At 67.5% G+C, this 15,128-nt stretch carries 16 protein-coding genes; 6 read left to right on the top strand and 10 right to left on the bottom strand.

The annotated features are described in order from the left end of the window. The first annotated feature begins 113 nt into the window (after positions 1–113). Positions 114–566: a hypothetical protein gene (locus OG405_RS05210; protein ID WP_327150491.1), complete on the top strand. Its 453-nt coding sequence runs from the start codon at positions 114–116 to the stop codon at positions 564–566. Positions 567–589: 23 nt separating this feature from the next. Here the strand turns inward: OG405_RS05210 and OG405_RS05205 are convergent, their stop codons facing one another. The 5 genes from OG405_RS05205 to OG405_RS05185 all read right to left on the bottom strand — a co-directional run bounded on the left by OG405_RS05205 (position 590) and on the right by OG405_RS05185 (position 4,163). Then, the gene (locus OG405_RS05205; RefSeq protein ID WP_327150490.1) at positions 590–856 is read right to left on the bottom strand and encodes a hypothetical protein; all 267 of its coding nucleotides are present in this window, start codon (positions 854–856) and stop codon (positions 590–592) included. A 198-nt stretch (positions 857–1,054) separates the two neighbouring features. Beyond that, complete coding sequence (locus OG405_RS05200) at positions 1,055–1,507, bottom strand: flavodoxin family protein (protein ID WP_327150489.1); 453 nt, start codon at positions 1,505–1,507, stop codon at positions 1,055–1,057. Positions 1,508–1,628: 121 nt separating this feature from the next. Further along, positions 1,629–2,069 (bottom strand): hypothetical protein, encoded by a 441-nt coding sequence (locus OG405_RS05195; RefSeq protein ID WP_327152221.1) that lies wholly within the window; start codon positions 2,067–2,069, stop codon positions 1,629–1,631. A gap of 59 nt (positions 2,070–2,128) precedes the next feature. Beyond that, positions 2,129–2,881, bottom strand: a complete 753-nt coding sequence (gene dapB / locus OG405_RS05190) for a 4-hydroxy-tetrahydrodipicolinate reductase (RefSeq protein WP_327150488.1) — start codon at positions 2,879–2,881, stop codon at positions 2,129–2,131. A 181-nt stretch (positions 2,882–3,062) separates the two neighbouring features. Then, the gene (locus OG405_RS05185) at positions 3,063–4,163 is read right to left on the bottom strand and encodes an alcohol dehydrogenase catalytic domain-containing protein (RefSeq protein ID WP_327150487.1); all 1,101 of its coding nucleotides are present in this window, start codon (positions 4,161–4,163) and stop codon (positions 3,063–3,065) included. Between the two features lie 137 nt (positions 4,164–4,300). Between OG405_RS05185 and OG405_RS05180 the strand changes: the two genes are divergently transcribed. Further along, a complete protein-coding gene (locus tag OG405_RS05180) occupies positions 4,301–4,696 on the top strand; it encodes a VOC family protein (RefSeq protein WP_327150486.1) in 396 nt (131 codons plus the stop codon). 8 nt (positions 4,697–4,704) lie between these two features. Here OG405_RS05180 and OG405_RS05175 read toward each other — a convergent pair whose 3' ends face one another. Continuing rightward, positions 4,705–5,904 (bottom strand): MFS transporter, encoded by a 1,200-nt coding sequence (locus OG405_RS05175; protein ID WP_327150485.1) that lies wholly within the window; start codon positions 5,902–5,904, stop codon positions 4,705–4,707. Between the two features lie 90 nt (positions 5,905–5,994). Between OG405_RS05175 and OG405_RS05170 the strand changes: the two genes are divergently transcribed. After that, entirely contained in the window at positions 5,995–6,336 is a 342-nt protein-coding gene (locus tag OG405_RS05170) for an ArsR/SmtB family transcription factor (RefSeq protein WP_327152220.1), read from the top strand. A gap of 128 nt (positions 6,337–6,464) precedes the next feature. Here the strand turns inward: OG405_RS05170 and OG405_RS05165 are convergent, their stop codons facing one another. The 4 genes from OG405_RS05165 to OG405_RS05150 form a co-directional block, all read right to left on the bottom strand. Beyond that, positions 6,465–7,874, bottom strand: coding sequence for a M16 family metallopeptidase (locus tag OG405_RS05165; protein WP_442790723.1), 1,410 nt, complete (start codon positions 7,872–7,874; stop codon positions 6,465–6,467). Beyond that, positions 7,855–10,152, bottom strand: coding sequence for a polyribonucleotide nucleotidyltransferase (locus OG405_RS05160; RefSeq protein WP_327150483.1), 2,298 nt, complete (start codon positions 10,150–10,152; stop codon positions 7,855–7,857). Before OG405_RS05160 ends, OG405_RS05165 begins: the two co-directional genes overlap by 20 nt. Positions 10,153–10,546: 394 nt before the next feature. Further along, positions 10,547–10,816 carry a 30S ribosomal protein S15 gene (gene rpsO / locus OG405_RS05155; RefSeq protein WP_327150482.1) on the bottom strand — a complete coding sequence of 90 codons (270 nt, stop codon included), beginning with the start codon at positions 10,814–10,816 and terminating at the stop codon, positions 10,547–10,549. Between the two features lie 183 nt (positions 10,817–10,999). Then, positions 11,000–11,965, bottom strand: a complete 966-nt coding sequence (locus OG405_RS05150; protein WP_327150481.1) for a bifunctional riboflavin kinase/FAD synthetase — start codon at positions 11,963–11,965, stop codon at positions 11,000–11,002. Positions 11,966–12,154: 189 nt separating this feature from the next. Here OG405_RS05150 and OG405_RS05145 point away from each other — a divergent pair, with 189 nt between their 5' ends. The 3 genes from OG405_RS05145 to OG405_RS05135 all read left to right on the top strand — a co-directional run bounded on the left by OG405_RS05145 (position 12,155) and on the right by OG405_RS05135 (position 15,073). After that, positions 12,155–12,898 (top strand): metal-dependent transcriptional regulator, encoded by a 744-nt coding sequence (locus OG405_RS05145; protein WP_327150480.1) that lies wholly within the window; start codon positions 12,155–12,157, stop codon positions 12,896–12,898. 346 nt (positions 12,899–13,244) lie between these two features. Further along, entirely contained in the window at positions 13,245–14,492 is a 1,248-nt protein-coding gene (locus tag OG405_RS05140) for an aspartate aminotransferase family protein (protein ID WP_327150479.1), read from the top strand. An 86-nt stretch (positions 14,493–14,578) separates the two neighbouring features. Continuing rightward, positions 14,579–15,073: a DUF3830 family protein gene (locus OG405_RS05135; protein ID WP_327150478.1), complete on the top strand. Its 495-nt coding sequence runs from the start codon at positions 14,579–14,581 to the stop codon at positions 15,071–15,073. Positions 15,074–15,128: the final 55 nt, after the last annotated feature.

Here is a 15,128-nt window from a genome sequence, read left to right as displayed (position 1 = left end):
CACCCTCGTCTGTGTTCTCGGCCGCCACCCCGCCCTACCCGACAGCATGATACAGCCATAGTGCCGTCATTGCTTTACTTGAACGACATCAAATATGGCGTCATACTGGTGTCATGGATCTGTCCCGATATACCGCCCGCATCCGCGAGGACCTGGTGGCCGCCGCGGCCCTGGGCGACGAGAAAACGCAGGCCACAGCGGAGGCGCTGGCCACCGCCGTGGAGAATTCGACCAGGCTGGCCCTGCTCTCCGCACTCACCGAACTCGCCGATACCGTCACCGCCGAATTGGGCGACCGCACCGTGCGTGTCTCCCTGCACGGCACCGAGGCGAGCGTCGAGGTGCAGCGCGCCCCGTCCGGCGACAACCCCAGTTTCGAGGAAGTGACCGGCGATATCAGCCGGGTGACCCTGCGCCTGGTCGAGCAGGTGAAGGCCCGCGCCGAGGAGGCCGCCGCACAGAGCGGGCAGTCGTTGAACTCCTGGATGTCCGGCGTCGTCTCCGGAGCGCTGCGCGAACAGATGCGTGGCGGCTACGGCGCGCCGAAGCGCGACGACCAGTCCTGACGCCGGACATTATCGCCGGGAGCTCATTCGGAGACCAAGACGTCACCGGACCTTCCGATATCGGTCCGCCGGTCACCGTCCGTGCCGCGGACCAGCACCGTCGCTATATTGCGTCGACCGGCGGGCAACACCCGCACCGTGACGGAACCTCCCTGCGCGGCGTCCAGGGCCCGGATCGCGAACTGCACCACCCGATCTCGCACCGCGCCGGGAACCTCGGCGAAACCGCCGTCGTCGAGCAGCAGTACCTCGACCCCGCGGGACCGTGGCCGGCCACGATAATGGATCACCGGCCATCAGAAGCACGATGGCACCGGCACCCAGCATCGCGGCGGACGCGGGGCCCGCCTGTTCGGCCGGGACGATGCCGAACGTCGGGATCATACGCAGCGTAATGATCATCACGAGCCCGGTCAGGAAGAACCAGCGGCCCAGGCCGCGCATCCCGAGCAGTGCCCACAACTCGGTTGCAGGCGCTGCCGACCCGATCAGCCCATCAGCTGAGCGGCCACTGTCGCCCCCAGCTCCCAGCACCGCTCGAGATCGTCCTTCGCCGGTTTGCCCATCACCACGACCGGACTCGCGGCCTTGACCCAGCCGAGGCCGGTGGTCACCGATTCCACACTCCGCTCGGCACCTTCGGTGCCCTCGTTCCCGTGGACGTACAAGCCGTACGGCCGGCCACGCGTGCTGTCCAGGCACGGGTAGTAGCAGGTGTCGAACGCGTGCTTCAACGCACCGGACATATAACCCAGGTTGGCCGGGGTTCCCAGCAGATAGCCGTCGGCGGCCAGCATCTCGTCCGGAGTGAGGGCCAGCGCCGCCCGCCGTACCACCTCCACCTCTTCGATCTCCGGATCGGTCGCCCCGGCCAGGACGGCTTCGAACATCGCCTGCATATGTGGCGACGGGGTGTGGTGGACGATCAGCAACCTGGGCACATCGCCGAGCCTAACGACTGAGCACCACCACAGAAGCCCGCCCGGCACCGCGCGGCGGCATCGCCGCGGATCGCGCACCGCCGTTCGTTCGGCACATCCGCCGCGCGAGCCGGGCGCGGGGTCAGACTCCGCGCTCGTGCTTCTCCAATTCCACTGCGCGGCGCATGGTGTCCCGAGCCCGGGAGCGGTCACCGGCGTGGTCGTAGGCGCGCGCCAGCCGGTAGGAGATCCGCCAGTTGTCGGGGTCGGCCTCCCATTCCTTCTTGATCGAGAGAAACAGGTCGTCGGCGGCCGCGCGCTCGATCCGGCCCGACGGCCGGCGCGGCAGCTCCGAGATATCCAATTCCAGTCCCTCGTCACGGATCCTGCGGGCCAGCCGTTGATGATCCAGTGCGGACCGGATGGTGGAGCCGACCATCCACACTCCCAGCAGCGGCAGGATCAGCACCCCGATGCCGAGTGCGATAGCGGCGCCCCCACCGGAGATGATCAGTTCCACTGCGATCCGGCCGAGCCACAAGAAATAGAAGCCCAGCGCGAAGACCAGTGCCGCGAGCAGCATCAGGATTTTGAGAACAGCGCGATCCGGCTTGGATTCGCCCGGCTCACCGGCGGGTTCGTTCACAGGTCCAGGAAGGGGTCGAGCCCGACAGTGAGCCCCGGGCGCCGGCCGATCTGCCGGATTCCGAGCAGAACCCCGGGGGCGAACGAGGAGCGATCGATCGAATCGTGGCGGATGGTGAGCGTCTCTCCCTGGGTCCCGAACAGGACTTCCTGATGGGCGACGAGCCCCGCCAGCCGCACCGAATGCACCCGGACCCCGTCGACCTCGGCGCCGCGGGCGCCGTCGAGTTCGGTGCTGGTGGCGTCGGGCACGGGGGCAGCCCCGGCCTGTTTGCGGGCCTCGGCGATGATTCCTGCCGTTCGGTAGGCGGTGCCGGAGGGCGCGTCGGCCTTGTTCGGGTGATGGAGTTCGATCACCTCGACCGATTCGAAGAACCGGGCGGCCTGTTCGGCGAAGCGCATGGACAGGACCGCCCCGATCGCGAAGTTCGGCGCGATCAGCACGCCCACCTCAGGCTTTCCGGCCAGCCAGCCGCGTACTTGATCGAGCCGGGCGTTATCGAAGCCGGTGGTGCCGACGACCGCGTCGATCCCGTTCGCCACCAGGAACTCGAGATTTCCCATCACCACATCCGGGTGGGTGAAGTCGACGACCACCTGGGTGCCCGAATCGACGAACCGGCTCAGCGGATCGCCCTTGTCGACCGCGGCGGCGAGATCCAGGTCGGCGGCCGCCTCGACGGCCGCGCAGATGGCCTGCCCGACCTTGCCCCGCGCTCCCAGAACGCCAACCCGAATCGGTTCCGTCACCTCGCCACTCCCTACCTGTAGTCGGACTGCGAATCGAGCCTACTGTGTCTGTTCACGCCGCCTACCGCGGCGCGGGTCGAGCCCCGACGTCCCGTCGTCGCGCGCCCGAGACTCGCGTTTCACGGACGCGATATGCGGCCGACCGGTCCCGGCCCCGCGGCGGCGCAGGCGACGCCGAATTTCAGAAGATGATCACCTGGCGTAGTGCGTGCCCGGCGGCGAGTTCGTCCATAGCCACGTTGATATCCGCCAATCCGATCCGCGCGGAGATCAGTTTCTCGACCGGCAGCCGGCCTTCCCGCCACATTCGGACATACTCCGGGATATCGCGCGAGGGGACCGCCGAGCCGAGGTAGCTGCCGATGATCGAGCGGCCCTGGGCCACCAGGCCCAGAGGCGAGATGCTCGCGCGGGCATCAGGGGCGGGCAGGCCCACCGTCACGGTGACACCGCCGGGCGCGGTGGCCGCGACCGCGCTTTCGAACGCGCGCGCGGAACCCACTGCCTCGACGACCACTTCCGCCTGGACACCCTGGTCCGCGATCTCGGCGGGGGTGAACGCGCGGCCGGCACCGAGCTCACGAGCCAGGGCCAGCTTGCCCGGGACCATATCGACGGCGATGACTTCGCGCACGCCCAGCGATACCGCCACCAGGACGGCCGCCATACCTACGCCGCCGAGCCCGACAACCATCACTCGGTCGGTCGGGGCGGGTTTCGCCGAGTTCAGCAGCGCTCCACCGCCGGTGAGTACCGCACAGCCGAGAACGGCGGCCACTTCCGGTGGTACATCGTCGTCCACCGGCACCACCGAGCGCTGGTCCACTACCGCATGGGTGGCGAATCCGGACACTCCGAGATGGTGGTGCACTTCGGCACCGTCGCGGTGCAGTCGCCGACCACCGCCGAGCAGTTCGCCCGCGTTGTTGGACACGCTGCCGGGGATACACGGGGTCCGGCCGCCGGAGTCACAACCGGCGCAGTCGCCGCAGCGCGGCAGAAAGGTCATCACGACCCGCTGTCCGACGGGGAGAGCGGTTCCCGGACCTGCTTGCACGATTCTGCCCGAGGCTTCGTGGCCGAGCAGCATCGGTACAGGTCGTACCCGGTTGCCGTCGATCACCGAGAGGTCGGAGTGGCAGAGTCCGGCTGCTTCGATACGCACCAGGAGTTCGCCGGGGCCGGGATCGGCGAGATCGAGTTCGCTGATGGTGATCGGCGCCGAATCGGCGTACGGCACCGGTGCGCCGATCCGTTCGAGGACTGCCCCACGAATTCTCATGCTCCCCACGGTAGGCGGCGCCGGAGATTTGACCATGATCCGGTTCGGACTATCATTTTGTGCCGTGATGGTGCTCCCGTTGGCCGCCTTGTACCGAGCCCGGGGTCGGGACCATCACAACTCGAGGAGATATTCCTTTGTCCGTTCAGTTCAACCACACGATTGTCGGATGTCGTGACAACCGGGAATCGGCCGAATTCTGGGCCGATATCCTGAGCCTGGAACCCGGCGCCGCCATGGGCCCGTTCATTCCGCTGGTCGTCGGTAACGGGGTGACGTTCGATTTCGCGAACGTCCCCGGCCATATCACCGAGATCCAGGGCCAGCACTACGCGTTCCTGATCTCGGAGCAGGAATTCGATGCCGCCTACGCCAAGATCCAGCGCTACGGTCTCGAATACTGGGCCGATCCACAGCAGCGCGCCGCCGGCGAGATCAACAACAACGACGGCGGTCGCGGCGTGTACTTCCTGGATCCCAGCGGTCACTATATGGAGTTGATCACGGTCCCCTACGGGGGTTGGCCGAAGTAGCCGGTCGGTTACTCGCCGCCGCTACGCAATCCCATCGTCGCGGCGGCCAGGCAGGCCACGGCGACGATGCCGACGAACCACGGGAAGACAGTGTGCAGACCCCAGGTGGTCGCGGCCCAGCCCGCGAGGACGGTCGGTAGCGCCATCGAAGTGTAGGCCAGCAGATAGTAGGCCGACATGGTCTCGCCGCGACGGTGTTCGGGCACCACACGCGAGAGATGGCGCAGCGATCCGCCGAATCCGAGGCCGAAGGTGGAGCCCAGCAGGACACCGGCGGCCAGCACTACTGCCCAATTGTGCGTGCCGAGTGCGGGCACGGTCAGGACCAGTGCCACCGCCATCCCGATATCGCCGGCGACGGCCGCTCGCCGGGCCGGAATCGCGGTGGCGAACAGTTGGACTACAGCGGCAGCTGTAGCCGTCGCCGCCACCACGACACCTCCGAAGACGAGGTTGTGGATACCGGTCTGCTGTGCGGCCAGCGATGGATACAGCGACAGCAGTACCCCGAGCACCGACCAGGCGGCCATGACGCCTATTGCGGCGAACCAGAAGTCGGCGCGGATCTCCCGGGGTACGGCGGGACGGGCGATCCGGATGCGGCCGGCGACCCGCGCGGCGTGCGGTTCGCGTAGTGCCAGCACACCGGCGGTGACGAGCAGGCAGATCACGCTGATCACCACGTACGGCGTGCGCAGCGGATGGGGCGCGTACTGGGCGAGCAGGGCCGAACCGATGATGGCCACCGCCATACCCAGGTTGAATGCGACCCCGGTGAGCTGACCCGACCGCGCGCCACGATGTGGTCGCAGGTCGAGCAGGGCCGCCGCGCCCGCGACCACGGTCGCGCCGACGGCCAGCCCGTGCAGGGCGCGGGCGACGAGCAGCATGAGGACGGTATCGGCGAGGACGAACACCACCAGGCCGGCGATCAGCACACCGAACGCACCGAGCAGGACGGGTTTGCGACCGATCACATCGGAGATCCGGCCCGAGATGAGTACGGCGCCCAGCGCCGCGATCGCGTAGACCGCGAACACGACGGTGGTGGTCAGCGGGGAGAGGTGCCACTGCTGTTCGTAGAGACCGTAGAGCGGTGCGGGCACTCCGGATACGCCGAGGGCCACTCCCGTGGCGCCCAGGACCAGACCATAGGCCCAAGGCTGAATCGTTGCGTCGTCGGCGAGTACCGCTGCTGTGGCTGTCATGAGAACCCCCGAAACAGGTAAGTTTGACGTTGATCGAACTGGATCGAGCCTAACCGAGGTTCGATGATCATCAAACCTGACGAGCGGATCATGACGCAGACCACACCCACCACAGACACTCCGCACCCCCCGGTGGCCCCCCTACCTGTGGTCCTGGCCGCGCTCCAGGACCCGATACGCCTCGAAATGGTCCGCCGCCTGCACAACGCTGCCGAGGCCGTGCGCTGCGCCGCCCTCTACGAGGTCATCAACAAATCGACCGCCACTCACCATTTCAAGGTGCTGCGCGAAGCGGGCGTGATCGACCGGCTGATGATCGATGGGCAGACCCACCTACGCCTTCGCACCGCCGATCTGGACTATGTCCTGCCGGGTCTCCTGGACTCGGTGGTCGGCGCCGCCAACCGCGCGACCCCGGAACGGGGCGACTGACCGTCCGCGCGCGCCGCGAGCCGGATATCTCCTACTGCCGGCCCACGTGCCTCCGGAGCTCATCGACGACGATCGGCCGATGGCTCACCGCGGCCCACCGATCCGCCGGCGGGCCGCTTCCGTCCGGATCAGCTCGCGGCGAGCCGGCGCACCGGCGCCGGGAGATCGCGCACGCGCTGATACGGCCCCGCGACCGAAGCCGCGAACGGCCGGGACAGCAACGCCGCCGCGATTTCGCCGACCTCCTCGGTGGTCACCGCATCGATCCTGGCCAGGGTCTCGGAAACACTACGATGGTTGCCGTAGCTCAATTCGCTGCGGCCGATCCGGTTCATCCGGGACGCCGAATCCTCCAGCCCCAGCACCAGCCCGCCACGCAGCGAACCCTTGGCCCGGGCGCATTCGGCGTCGGTGATGCCGTCTGCGGCGACCTCTTCCAAGACCCCGCGGGCCAGCGTCGCCACCTCCCCGAGGTTCTCCGGCTGGCAACCCAGGTACACCGAGAACGCGCCGGTATCGGCGAACGTGTCCACACTCGAGTACACCGAGTAGGCGAGCCCGCGTTCCTCCCTGATCCGCTGGAACAGGCGGGAACTCAGGCCACCGCCGACCACCGTGTTGAGTACCGACAGGGGCCACCGCAGCTGTCCTTCGTGCCGCCCGTAGGCTCGCACCCCGAACACCAGATGCGCCTGTTCGCTGTCCCGGTTGGACCAGGTCAGCCGCGGCTCCTCCCGAGTGCGGAAACGACCCTCGCGCCGCGGCGCGGGCAGTGCGCCCGGGTCGAGTCGATCGGCGACCGCCCGGTGCACCAGTTCCACCGTGTGCTCGTGTTCGATATTGCCCGCCACCGCGACGACCATCCGGTCAGGGGTATAGCGGCGCTGATGGAAAGACCGCAGCTGACTCGCCCGCATCCCCTCGATGGATTCCACCGATCCGATGATCGGCCGGCCGATCGGATGCCCGCCGAACAGCGCGGTGAGAAAGGCGTCACCGACGAGATCCTCCGGATCGTCGTCGCGCATCGCGATCTCCTCCAGGACGACCTGGCGCTCCACATCGACATCGATCGCCCGGCACAACCCGTTGAGCACGACATCGGTGACCAGATCCACCGCCAGCGGCAGATCCTCGTCCACCACATGCGCGTAGTAGCAGGTCTGTTCCTTGGCGGTGAATGCGTTCAACTCGCCACCGACCGAGTCCATGGCCTCGGCGATATCCAGGGCCGAGCGGGTCGGCGTCGCCTTGAACAGCAGATGCTCCAGGAAATGCGCGGCCCCGGCGACAGTCGGGCCCTCGTCGCGAGAGCCCACCCCCACCCAGACCCCGACGGAGGCCGAACGCACGCCGGGAACGTGTTCGGTCACCACGCGCAGACCACCGGGCAGGACGGTGCGCCGCACTCCGTTGTCGATATCGACCGTTTCGCCGATCCGCCACGCCGATGACGAACCCCCCTGCCCACTCGGGCGCAGGGGGGCCGTCGTTTTCTGCTCCGTCACACGACCAGTACTACTCGGTCGCCGCCGCATCCGCATCGGCGGGCGCCTCGTCGGCGCTCTCGTCGACGGGGACCAGCGAGATCTTGCCGCGGTTGTCGATATCGGCGATCTCCACCCGCAGTTTGTCGCCGACGTTCACCACATCCTCGACCTTGGCCACGCGCTTGCCGTTGCCCAGCTTGGAGATGTGCACCAGACCGTCGCGACCGGGCAGCAGCGAGACGAACGCACCGAACGCCGTGGTCTTGACGACCGTGCCGAGGAACCGCTCGCCGACCTTGGGCAGCTGCGGGTTGGCGATCGCGTTGATCGCGTCGATCGCCGCCTGCGCCGACGGGCCGTCGGTGGCCCCGACGAACACGGTGCCGTCGTCCTCGATGGAGATGTTGGCGCCGGTGTCCTCGGTGATCTGGTTGATCATCTTGCCCTTGGGCCCGATGACCTCGCCGATCTTGTCGACCGGGATCTTGATCGCGGTGACGCGCGGCGCGTACGGGCTCATCTCGTCCGGGGTGGCGATGGCCTCGGCCATCACGTCCAGGATGGTGGTGCGGGCGTCGTGTGCCTGGCTCAGGGCGCCGGCGAGCACCTGCGAGGGGATTCCGTCGAGCTTGGTGTCCAGCTGCAGGGCGGTCACGAAGCCCCGGGTGCCGGCGACCTTGAAGTCCATATCGCCGAACGCGTCCTCAGCGCCGAGGATATCGGTCAGCGCCACATAGCGGACCTCCTGCGCGCCGGCCTCATCGGTGACGGTGTCCGACACCAGGCCCATGGCGATACCCGCGACCGGCGCCTTCAGCGGCACACCGGCATTGAGCAGCGACAGGGTCGAGGCGCAGACCGAGCCCATCGAGGTGGAGCCGTTGGAGCTCAGCGCCTCCGACACCTGCCGGATCGCGTAAGGGAACTCTTCCTGACTCGGCAGCACCGGGATCAGTGCCCGCTCGGCCAGCGCACCGTGGCCGATCTCCCGGCGCTTCGGCGAACCGACACGACCGGTCTCGCCGGTGGAGAACGGCGGGAAGTTGTAGTGGTGCATATAGCGCTTGGAGGTTTCCGGGCCGAGCGAATCGACCTGCTGCGCCATCTTGACCATATCGAGGGTGGTCACACCCATGATCTGGGTTTCGCCCCGCTCGAACAACGCGGAACCGTGCGCCCGCGGTACCACGGCGACCTCGGCCGACAGCGCCCGGATATCGGCCAGACCACGGCCGTCGATCCGGAATCCGTCGGTGAGGATGCGCTGCCGGACCAGTTTCTTGGTGACCGAGCGGAACGCGGCGCCGAGTTCTTTCTCACGGCCCTCGAACGACTCGCCCAGCCGGGACAGCACCTCGAGTTTGATCTCGTCGATCTTCTCGTCGCGCTCCTGTTTACCGGCGATACCCAGCGCTTCCGACAGCGGCGTCTTCGCGGCATCCTCGACGGCGGTGTACGCATCGTCGGCGTACGGCGGGAACAGCGGGAATTCCTCGGTGGGCTTGGCCGCGAGTTCGGCCAGATCCTGCTGCGCCCGGCACAGCCGCGCGATGAAGGGCTTGGCGGCCTCCAGACCTTCGGCGACCACGGCCTCGGTCGGCGCCTGCGCACCACCGTCGATCAGTTCGATCACGTTGTCGGTGGCCTCGGCCTCGACCATCATGATCGCGACATCACCGGTCTCGGTGACCCGGCCGGCCACGACCATGTCGAAAACAGCCTTCTCCAGCTGTTCGACGGTCGGGAAGGCGACCCATTGACCACCTGCGGCGGTGCCCGCCGCGGGATCGTTGATCAGGGCGACCCGCACGCCACCGACCGGGCCGGAGAACGGCAGGCCCGAGATCTGGGTGGATGCCGAGGCCGCGTTGATGGCGACCACGTCGTAGAGATCCTGGGGATCCAGGCTCAGCACGGTCACCACGACCTGGATCTCGTTGCGCAGGCCGTCGACGAACGACGGGCGCAGCGGCCGGTCGATCAGGCGGCAGGTGAGGATCGCATCGGTGGAAGGACGGCCCTCGCGGCGGAAGAACGAACCGGGGATCCGGCCCGCCGCGTACATCCGCTCCTCGACATCGACGGTCAGCGGGAAGAAATCGAACTGTTCCTTGGGGTGCTTACCGGCGGTGGTCGCCGACAGCAGCATGGTCTCGTCGTCCAGGTAGGCGACAACCGATCCGGCGGCTTGTTTCGCGAGCCGGCCCGTTTCGAAGCGAACCGTGCGGGTGCCGAACGCGCCGTTGTCGATCAGCGCGACGGATTCGAAAACACCCGGTTCTACCTCGATGGCCGAGCTCTTCGAGCGTTCAATCGTTTCTGGCATTTCTCTGTTCTCAACCTCTCGTCTCGCCGGATACAGCGCCCGGTGGCGCGATCCGACTGTGTCAGCCGTACCAGGTTCGAACGCGGCGCGTCGGCGGAACCGCGGTGACCGAGGGGTCAGCGGTAGCCGTATTCGTGCTGCGGCGCGTACACCCGGCCGAGCTCCCCTTGGAGCCGGCGACGCGGAGGCGGTCATCGATCGAAGCTCTCCGGCGCATCACGACCGGGCCGAAAAGCCACTACCGAAGACCGACGCCACGAGCGCGGGTGTGCACGGCTGGTTCTGTCGTTCCGTGCCCGGGAGACCCCCGGTACACGAAAATGCCGACGAGGCGATTGTATGCGCCCCGTCGGCATACGTACCGCCCGGCTCGTGGGACCGGGCGTGTTCGAGATCAGCGCCGCAGGCCGAGGCGTTCGATCAGGCTGCGGTAGCGGTTGATGTCGTTGTTCTGCAGGTACTTCGACAGCCGCTTGCGGCGACCGATCAGCGCCATCAGCCCGTGGCGGGTGTGATGATCGTGCTTGTGCACCTTGAGGTGCTCGGTGATATCGGAGATCCGCTTGGTCAGCAGCGCGATCTGCGCCTCCGGCGAACCGGTATCGGTCTCGTGCAGACCGTACTCCGTGAGAATGGTCTTCTTCTGTTCGGTGGTCAGCGCCATGGGGCATCCACTCCTGTTTCTCAGTTCCGCGCGCAAAGACCCGCTGACCGCACCATCCGATGGTCGCCGAAGGCGCATATCGGACAGTTCGGCCGGAAATCCGGGATGGGCGCCGCCGCGGACCGCAGCAGACCCGACGGGAAACCTTACCCGAACGGTCGGCCCACTCCCGCACGGGGCGGATCAGCTGCCCGAACCGAGGATCTTCCGGGTCGTGTCCACGTCCCGGCCCATGACCGCGACCAGTTCGTCGACCGAATCGAATTTCCGCATACCCCGCAGATGGTCCACGAAATCTACGGCCACATGCTGGCCGTACAGGTCGGCCTCCCGGTCCAGGACATAGGCCTCGACGGTCCGCGCCCGCCCGGAGAAGGTCGGGTTGGTACCGACCGAGATCGCGGCCATCACCGGCTCCCCCGGAGTCACGGTTCCGATGGTGGGGCCGGGTCCCAGCACAGTGAACCATCCCGCGTAGACCCCGTCCGCCGGAATGGCGGCATGCATGGGTGGCGCGACATTGGCCGTCGGGAAGCCCAGCGTGCGGCCGCGGCCGTCACCGCGCACGACCACACCCTCGACCCGGTGCGGGCGACCCAGTGCGTCGGCGGCGGCGGCCATATCGCCGGCATCCACGCACGCCCGGATGTAGGTGGAGGAGAAGGTGACGGCGTGCTCGCCCAGCAGCGTCACCGCGTCGACCTCGAAACCGAACCGGCCGCCGAGATCGCGCATGGTGCCCACGGTGCCCGCGGCTTTCTTACCGAAGGTGAAATTGTCGCCGACCACCACCTCGCTGACGTGCAACCGCTCGACCAGCAGATCGTGGACGTACTCACCCGGGGTGAGCTTCATGAAGTCATGGGTGAACGGCATGACGCAGAAGACGTCCACACCCAGCTCCTCGGCCAACTCGGCACGGCGGGTGAGTGTGGTCAGCTGCGCGGGGTGCGATCCGGGCCGGATCACCTCCATCGGATGCGGATCGAAAGTCATCAGCACTACCGGGACATCACGCTCGGCAGCGGACTTCACCGCCCGGCTGATCAACTGCGCATGCCCGCGATGAACACCGTCGAACACGCCGATCGTGAGAACGCACCGCCCCCAGTCCGCGGGTACGTCGTCGAGACTTCGCCACCTCTGCACAGACGCCAAGCCTACGCAAACATGCGCCCATCCCGTATTCGGGTGCGACCGGTGTTCGACTACACAACGCCGGGACGAACACCGGGTTTCCCGGAGGCGACGCCATCGGTGTACGCGGCATCCCCCGGCCGGGCACCGGTTGCGGGCGGGCTGTGCCCGGCGGCGCTGTCTAGGTGGATCGCCGCGGAAATGCCTAAGCTCGTGATCGTGCCCGGAAAACGAGATATCGCCACCCGACGGGACCTCGCCGATACCGCGGAATCGGTCGCTCCGGGACTGTCGTCGGTGGCCCAGGACTATCTGAAAGTCATCTGGACGGCCCAGGAGTGGTCGCAGGAGCGGGTGAGCACCAAACTGCTCGCCGAGCGGATCGGCGTCTCCGCCTCCACGGTATCGGAGGCGGTACGCAAATTATCGGACCAGGGTCTGGTGGAACACGCCCGCTACGGCTCGATCACGTTGACCGAGGAGGGCCGCCGGGCCGCCATCGCGATGGTGCGGCGGCACCGTTTGATCGAGACCTTCCTGGTGAGCGAGCTGGGTTACGGCTGGGACGAGGTGCACGACGAGGCGGAGATCCTGGAGCACGCGGTCTCGGATCTGCTGATGGCGCGGATCGACGCGAAACTCGGGTTTCCGGACCGCGATCCGCACGGTGATCCGATTCCGTCGGTGGACGGTGCCGTACCGACGCCACCGGCGCGCCGATTGATCGATTTCGAAGCCGGCGAGTCCGGCCGGGTGGCCCGGATCTCCGATTCCGATCCGGAGATGCTGCGGTATTTCGATTCGGTGGGCATCGCCTTGGACACGGTGATCGTGGTGGTGGAGCGCCGCGATTTCGCGGGCACTATCGCGGTGCGGATCGGGCGCGAGGAAACCCTCACCGACCTCGGCAGCATCGCCGCCGAGGCCATCTGGCTCCGGGACTGACCCGCGCCGGCACCGGGCGGTCACACGGACACCGTCGCGGCCACCTACAACGCCGGCCCGGACGGCCGATTGGCAGTATCCGTCAGGCGTAATCCCCCGGGCGTATTTCCATTGCGGCAACTCCGGCCGACCCTGCTGAGCGCGGCTACCCGAGCACCGGCGGCCCCGCCGGATGGCGCGGGTTGCTCCGAGGCTCGCAGACAACTGGGCACAACCATTGCCGGGGACCCGCTTGTCGTGCTATTCATATTGTCAACAATCCGACAATTCCCGAGTGGCTATCACTCGGCCTCGCACACCCGTCGGTCCGGCGCGCCGCACCGACCCTCCCGGGAGGCGGAACATCATGGCCGAACTTTCCCCGATCCTGAAGCAGGCCACCCCGGTCACCGTCGATCACGGCGCCGGCTGCTACCTCTACGACGTCGAAGGCCGTCGCTTTCTCGACTTCACCGCCGGTATCGGCGTCACCAGTACCGGTCACTGCCATCCCCGGGTGGTCGCCGCGGCGCAGGAACAGGTCGGCAAGCTGATCCACGGCCAATACACGACCGTGATGCACCGGCCGATGCTGGAACTGACCGAGCGCCTGGGCACCGTCCTGCCCGAGGGGCTGGATTCGGTGTTCTACGCCAATTCCGGCAGTGAGGCCGTGGAAGCCGCGCTGCGGCTGGCCCGGCAGGCGACCGGGCGCCCCAATGTGATCGTCTTCCACGGCGGCTTCCACGGCCGCACCGTCGCCGCCGCGACCATGACCACGTCCGGGACCCGGTTCTCCGCCGGTTTCAGCCCGCTGATGCCCGGCGTGCACGTCGCCCCCTTCCCCACCGCTTTCCGGTACGGCTGGACCGAGGCCGAGGCCACCGCCTTCGCGCTGCGCGAGCTCGACTACATCTTCGCCACCCTCACCTCGCCCGCGGAAACGGCGGCGTTCATCGTCGAACCGGTACTCGGCGAGGGCGGCTACATCCCGGGCAACCGGGAGTTCTTCCAAGGGCTGCGCGAACGCGCCGACCGGTACGGCATCCTGCTGATCTTCGACGAGATCCAGACCGGATTCGGCCGCACCGGAAAGTTCTTCGGCCACCAGCATTTCGATGTCCGGCCCGATGTGATCACCATGGCGAAAGGCCTGGCCAGCGGTTTCCCCATCTCCGGCATCGCCGCCTCCGCCGAACTCATGGGTCGCGCCTGGCCCGGATCGCAGGGCGGTACCTACGGCGGTAACGCCGTGGCCTGCGCCGCCGCGCTGGCCACCCTCGACGTGATCGAATCAGAAGGCCTCGTCCAGAACGCGGCGGTCCGCGGCGACCAACTGCTGGCCGGGGTGCGAGCGGCCGAATCCAAAGCCATCGGCGATGTCCGGGGTCTGGGTCTGCTGGTGGGCGCGGAGTTCACCACCCCCGACGGCACGCCCGACCGGGAGACCGCCACCGCCGCCCAGCAACTCGCGGCCGAGAAGAGCCTGCTGCTGCTGACCTGCGGTGCCCATATGAACGTGGTGCGGATGATCCCGCCGCTCATCGTCTCCGAGGACCAGATCACCGACGCACTGACCATCTGGTCCGAGGTGCTCGGCGAACTGGGCCTCTGACCGCTCCTGCGATCCACCCGGCGACACCGCCGATATCACCGGCGGACACAGCCGGTCCCGCCCGTTACGACCCTCAGGACGGATTGATGGCGCGCTATATCACGATCACCCTCACCAAATCCGGAATCACCTGCCGCGCGCGGCTGCTCGACGACGAGGCGCCGCGTACCTGCGCCGCGGTGTGGGAAGCCCTTCCCCAGGAAGGCGATGCCTTCCACGCAAAGTACGCCCGCAACGAGTTGTACACCCTGGTGCCCCGGATCCCGGGCGCCCCGCACCGGGAGAACCCCACGGTCACACCCATTCCGGGTGATGTCTGCCTGTTCGATTTCGAACCGTGGGAGATAGGCAACCCCGCCTACGGGTACGAACCGGGATCGACCGCCCACCACGATCAGGGCGCCACCGATCTCGCGCTCTTCTACGGCCGCAACAATCTGCTCATCAACGGCGACCTCGGCTGGGTCCCGGGAAATGTCTTCGCCACCATCGAAGATGGGCTATCCGAACTGGCCACCACCTGCAACGCCCTCTGGTTGCACGGCGTGGCCGGGGAAACCCTCGCCTTCGCCCGAGCTTGAGCGAGCTCCCGGGTAGGCCCGGCGAGCGATCCGAACGAAGCATAAGCCCACCCGC

Origin of the sequence: Nocardia sp. NBC_01329, assembly GCF_035956715.1 — a bacterium.
Lineage (GTDB): Bacteria > Actinomycetota > Actinomycetes > Mycobacteriales > Mycobacteriaceae > Nocardia.
The sequence above is the reverse complement of the archived record's forward strand: the minus strand, read 5'-3'. Positions and strand labels throughout refer to the sequence as shown.

Excerpts from the sequence above, each read along its gene's own strand:
- OG405_RS05175 (WP_327150485.1), bottom strand. The coding sequence starts at position 5,904 with ATGACAGCCACAGCAGCGGTACTCGCCGACGACGCAACGATTCAGCCT.
- OG405_RS05135 (WP_327150478.1), top strand. The coding sequence starts at position 14,579 with ATGGCGCGCTATATCACGATCACCCTCACCAAATCCGGAATCACCTGC.
- rpsO (WP_327150482.1), bottom strand. The coding sequence starts at position 10,816 with ATGGCGCTGACCACCGAACAGAAGAAGACCATTCTCACGGAGTACGGT.
- OG405_RS05160 (WP_327150483.1), bottom strand. The coding sequence starts at position 10,152 with ATGCCAGAAACGATTGAACGCTCGAAGAGCTCGGCCATCGAGGTAGAA.
- OG405_RS05145 (WP_327150480.1), top strand. The coding sequence starts at position 12,155 with ATGCCTAAGCTCGTGATCGTGCCCGGAAAACGAGATATCGCCACCCGA.
- OG405_RS05210 (WP_327150491.1), top strand. The coding sequence starts at position 114 with ATGGATCTGTCCCGATATACCGCCCGCATCCGCGAGGACCTGGTGGCC.
- OG405_RS05195 (WP_327152221.1), bottom strand. The coding sequence starts at position 2,069 with ATGCTGCTCGCGGCACTGGTCTTCGCGCTGGGCTTCTATTTCTTGTGG.
- OG405_RS05170 (WP_327152220.1), top strand. The coding sequence starts at position 5,995 with ATGACGCAGACCACACCCACCACAGACACTCCGCACCCCCCGGTGGCC.
- OG405_RS05185 (WP_327150487.1), bottom strand. The coding sequence starts at position 4,163 with ATGAGAATTCGTGGGGCAGTCCTCGAACGGATCGGCGCACCGGTGCCG.
- OG405_RS05165 (WP_442790723.1), bottom strand. The coding sequence starts at position 7,874 with ATGCGGCGGCGACCGAGTAGTACTGGTCGTGTGACGGAGCAGAAAACG.
- OG405_RS05140 (WP_327150479.1), top strand. The coding sequence starts at position 13,245 with ATGGCCGAACTTTCCCCGATCCTGAAGCAGGCCACCCCGGTCACCGTC.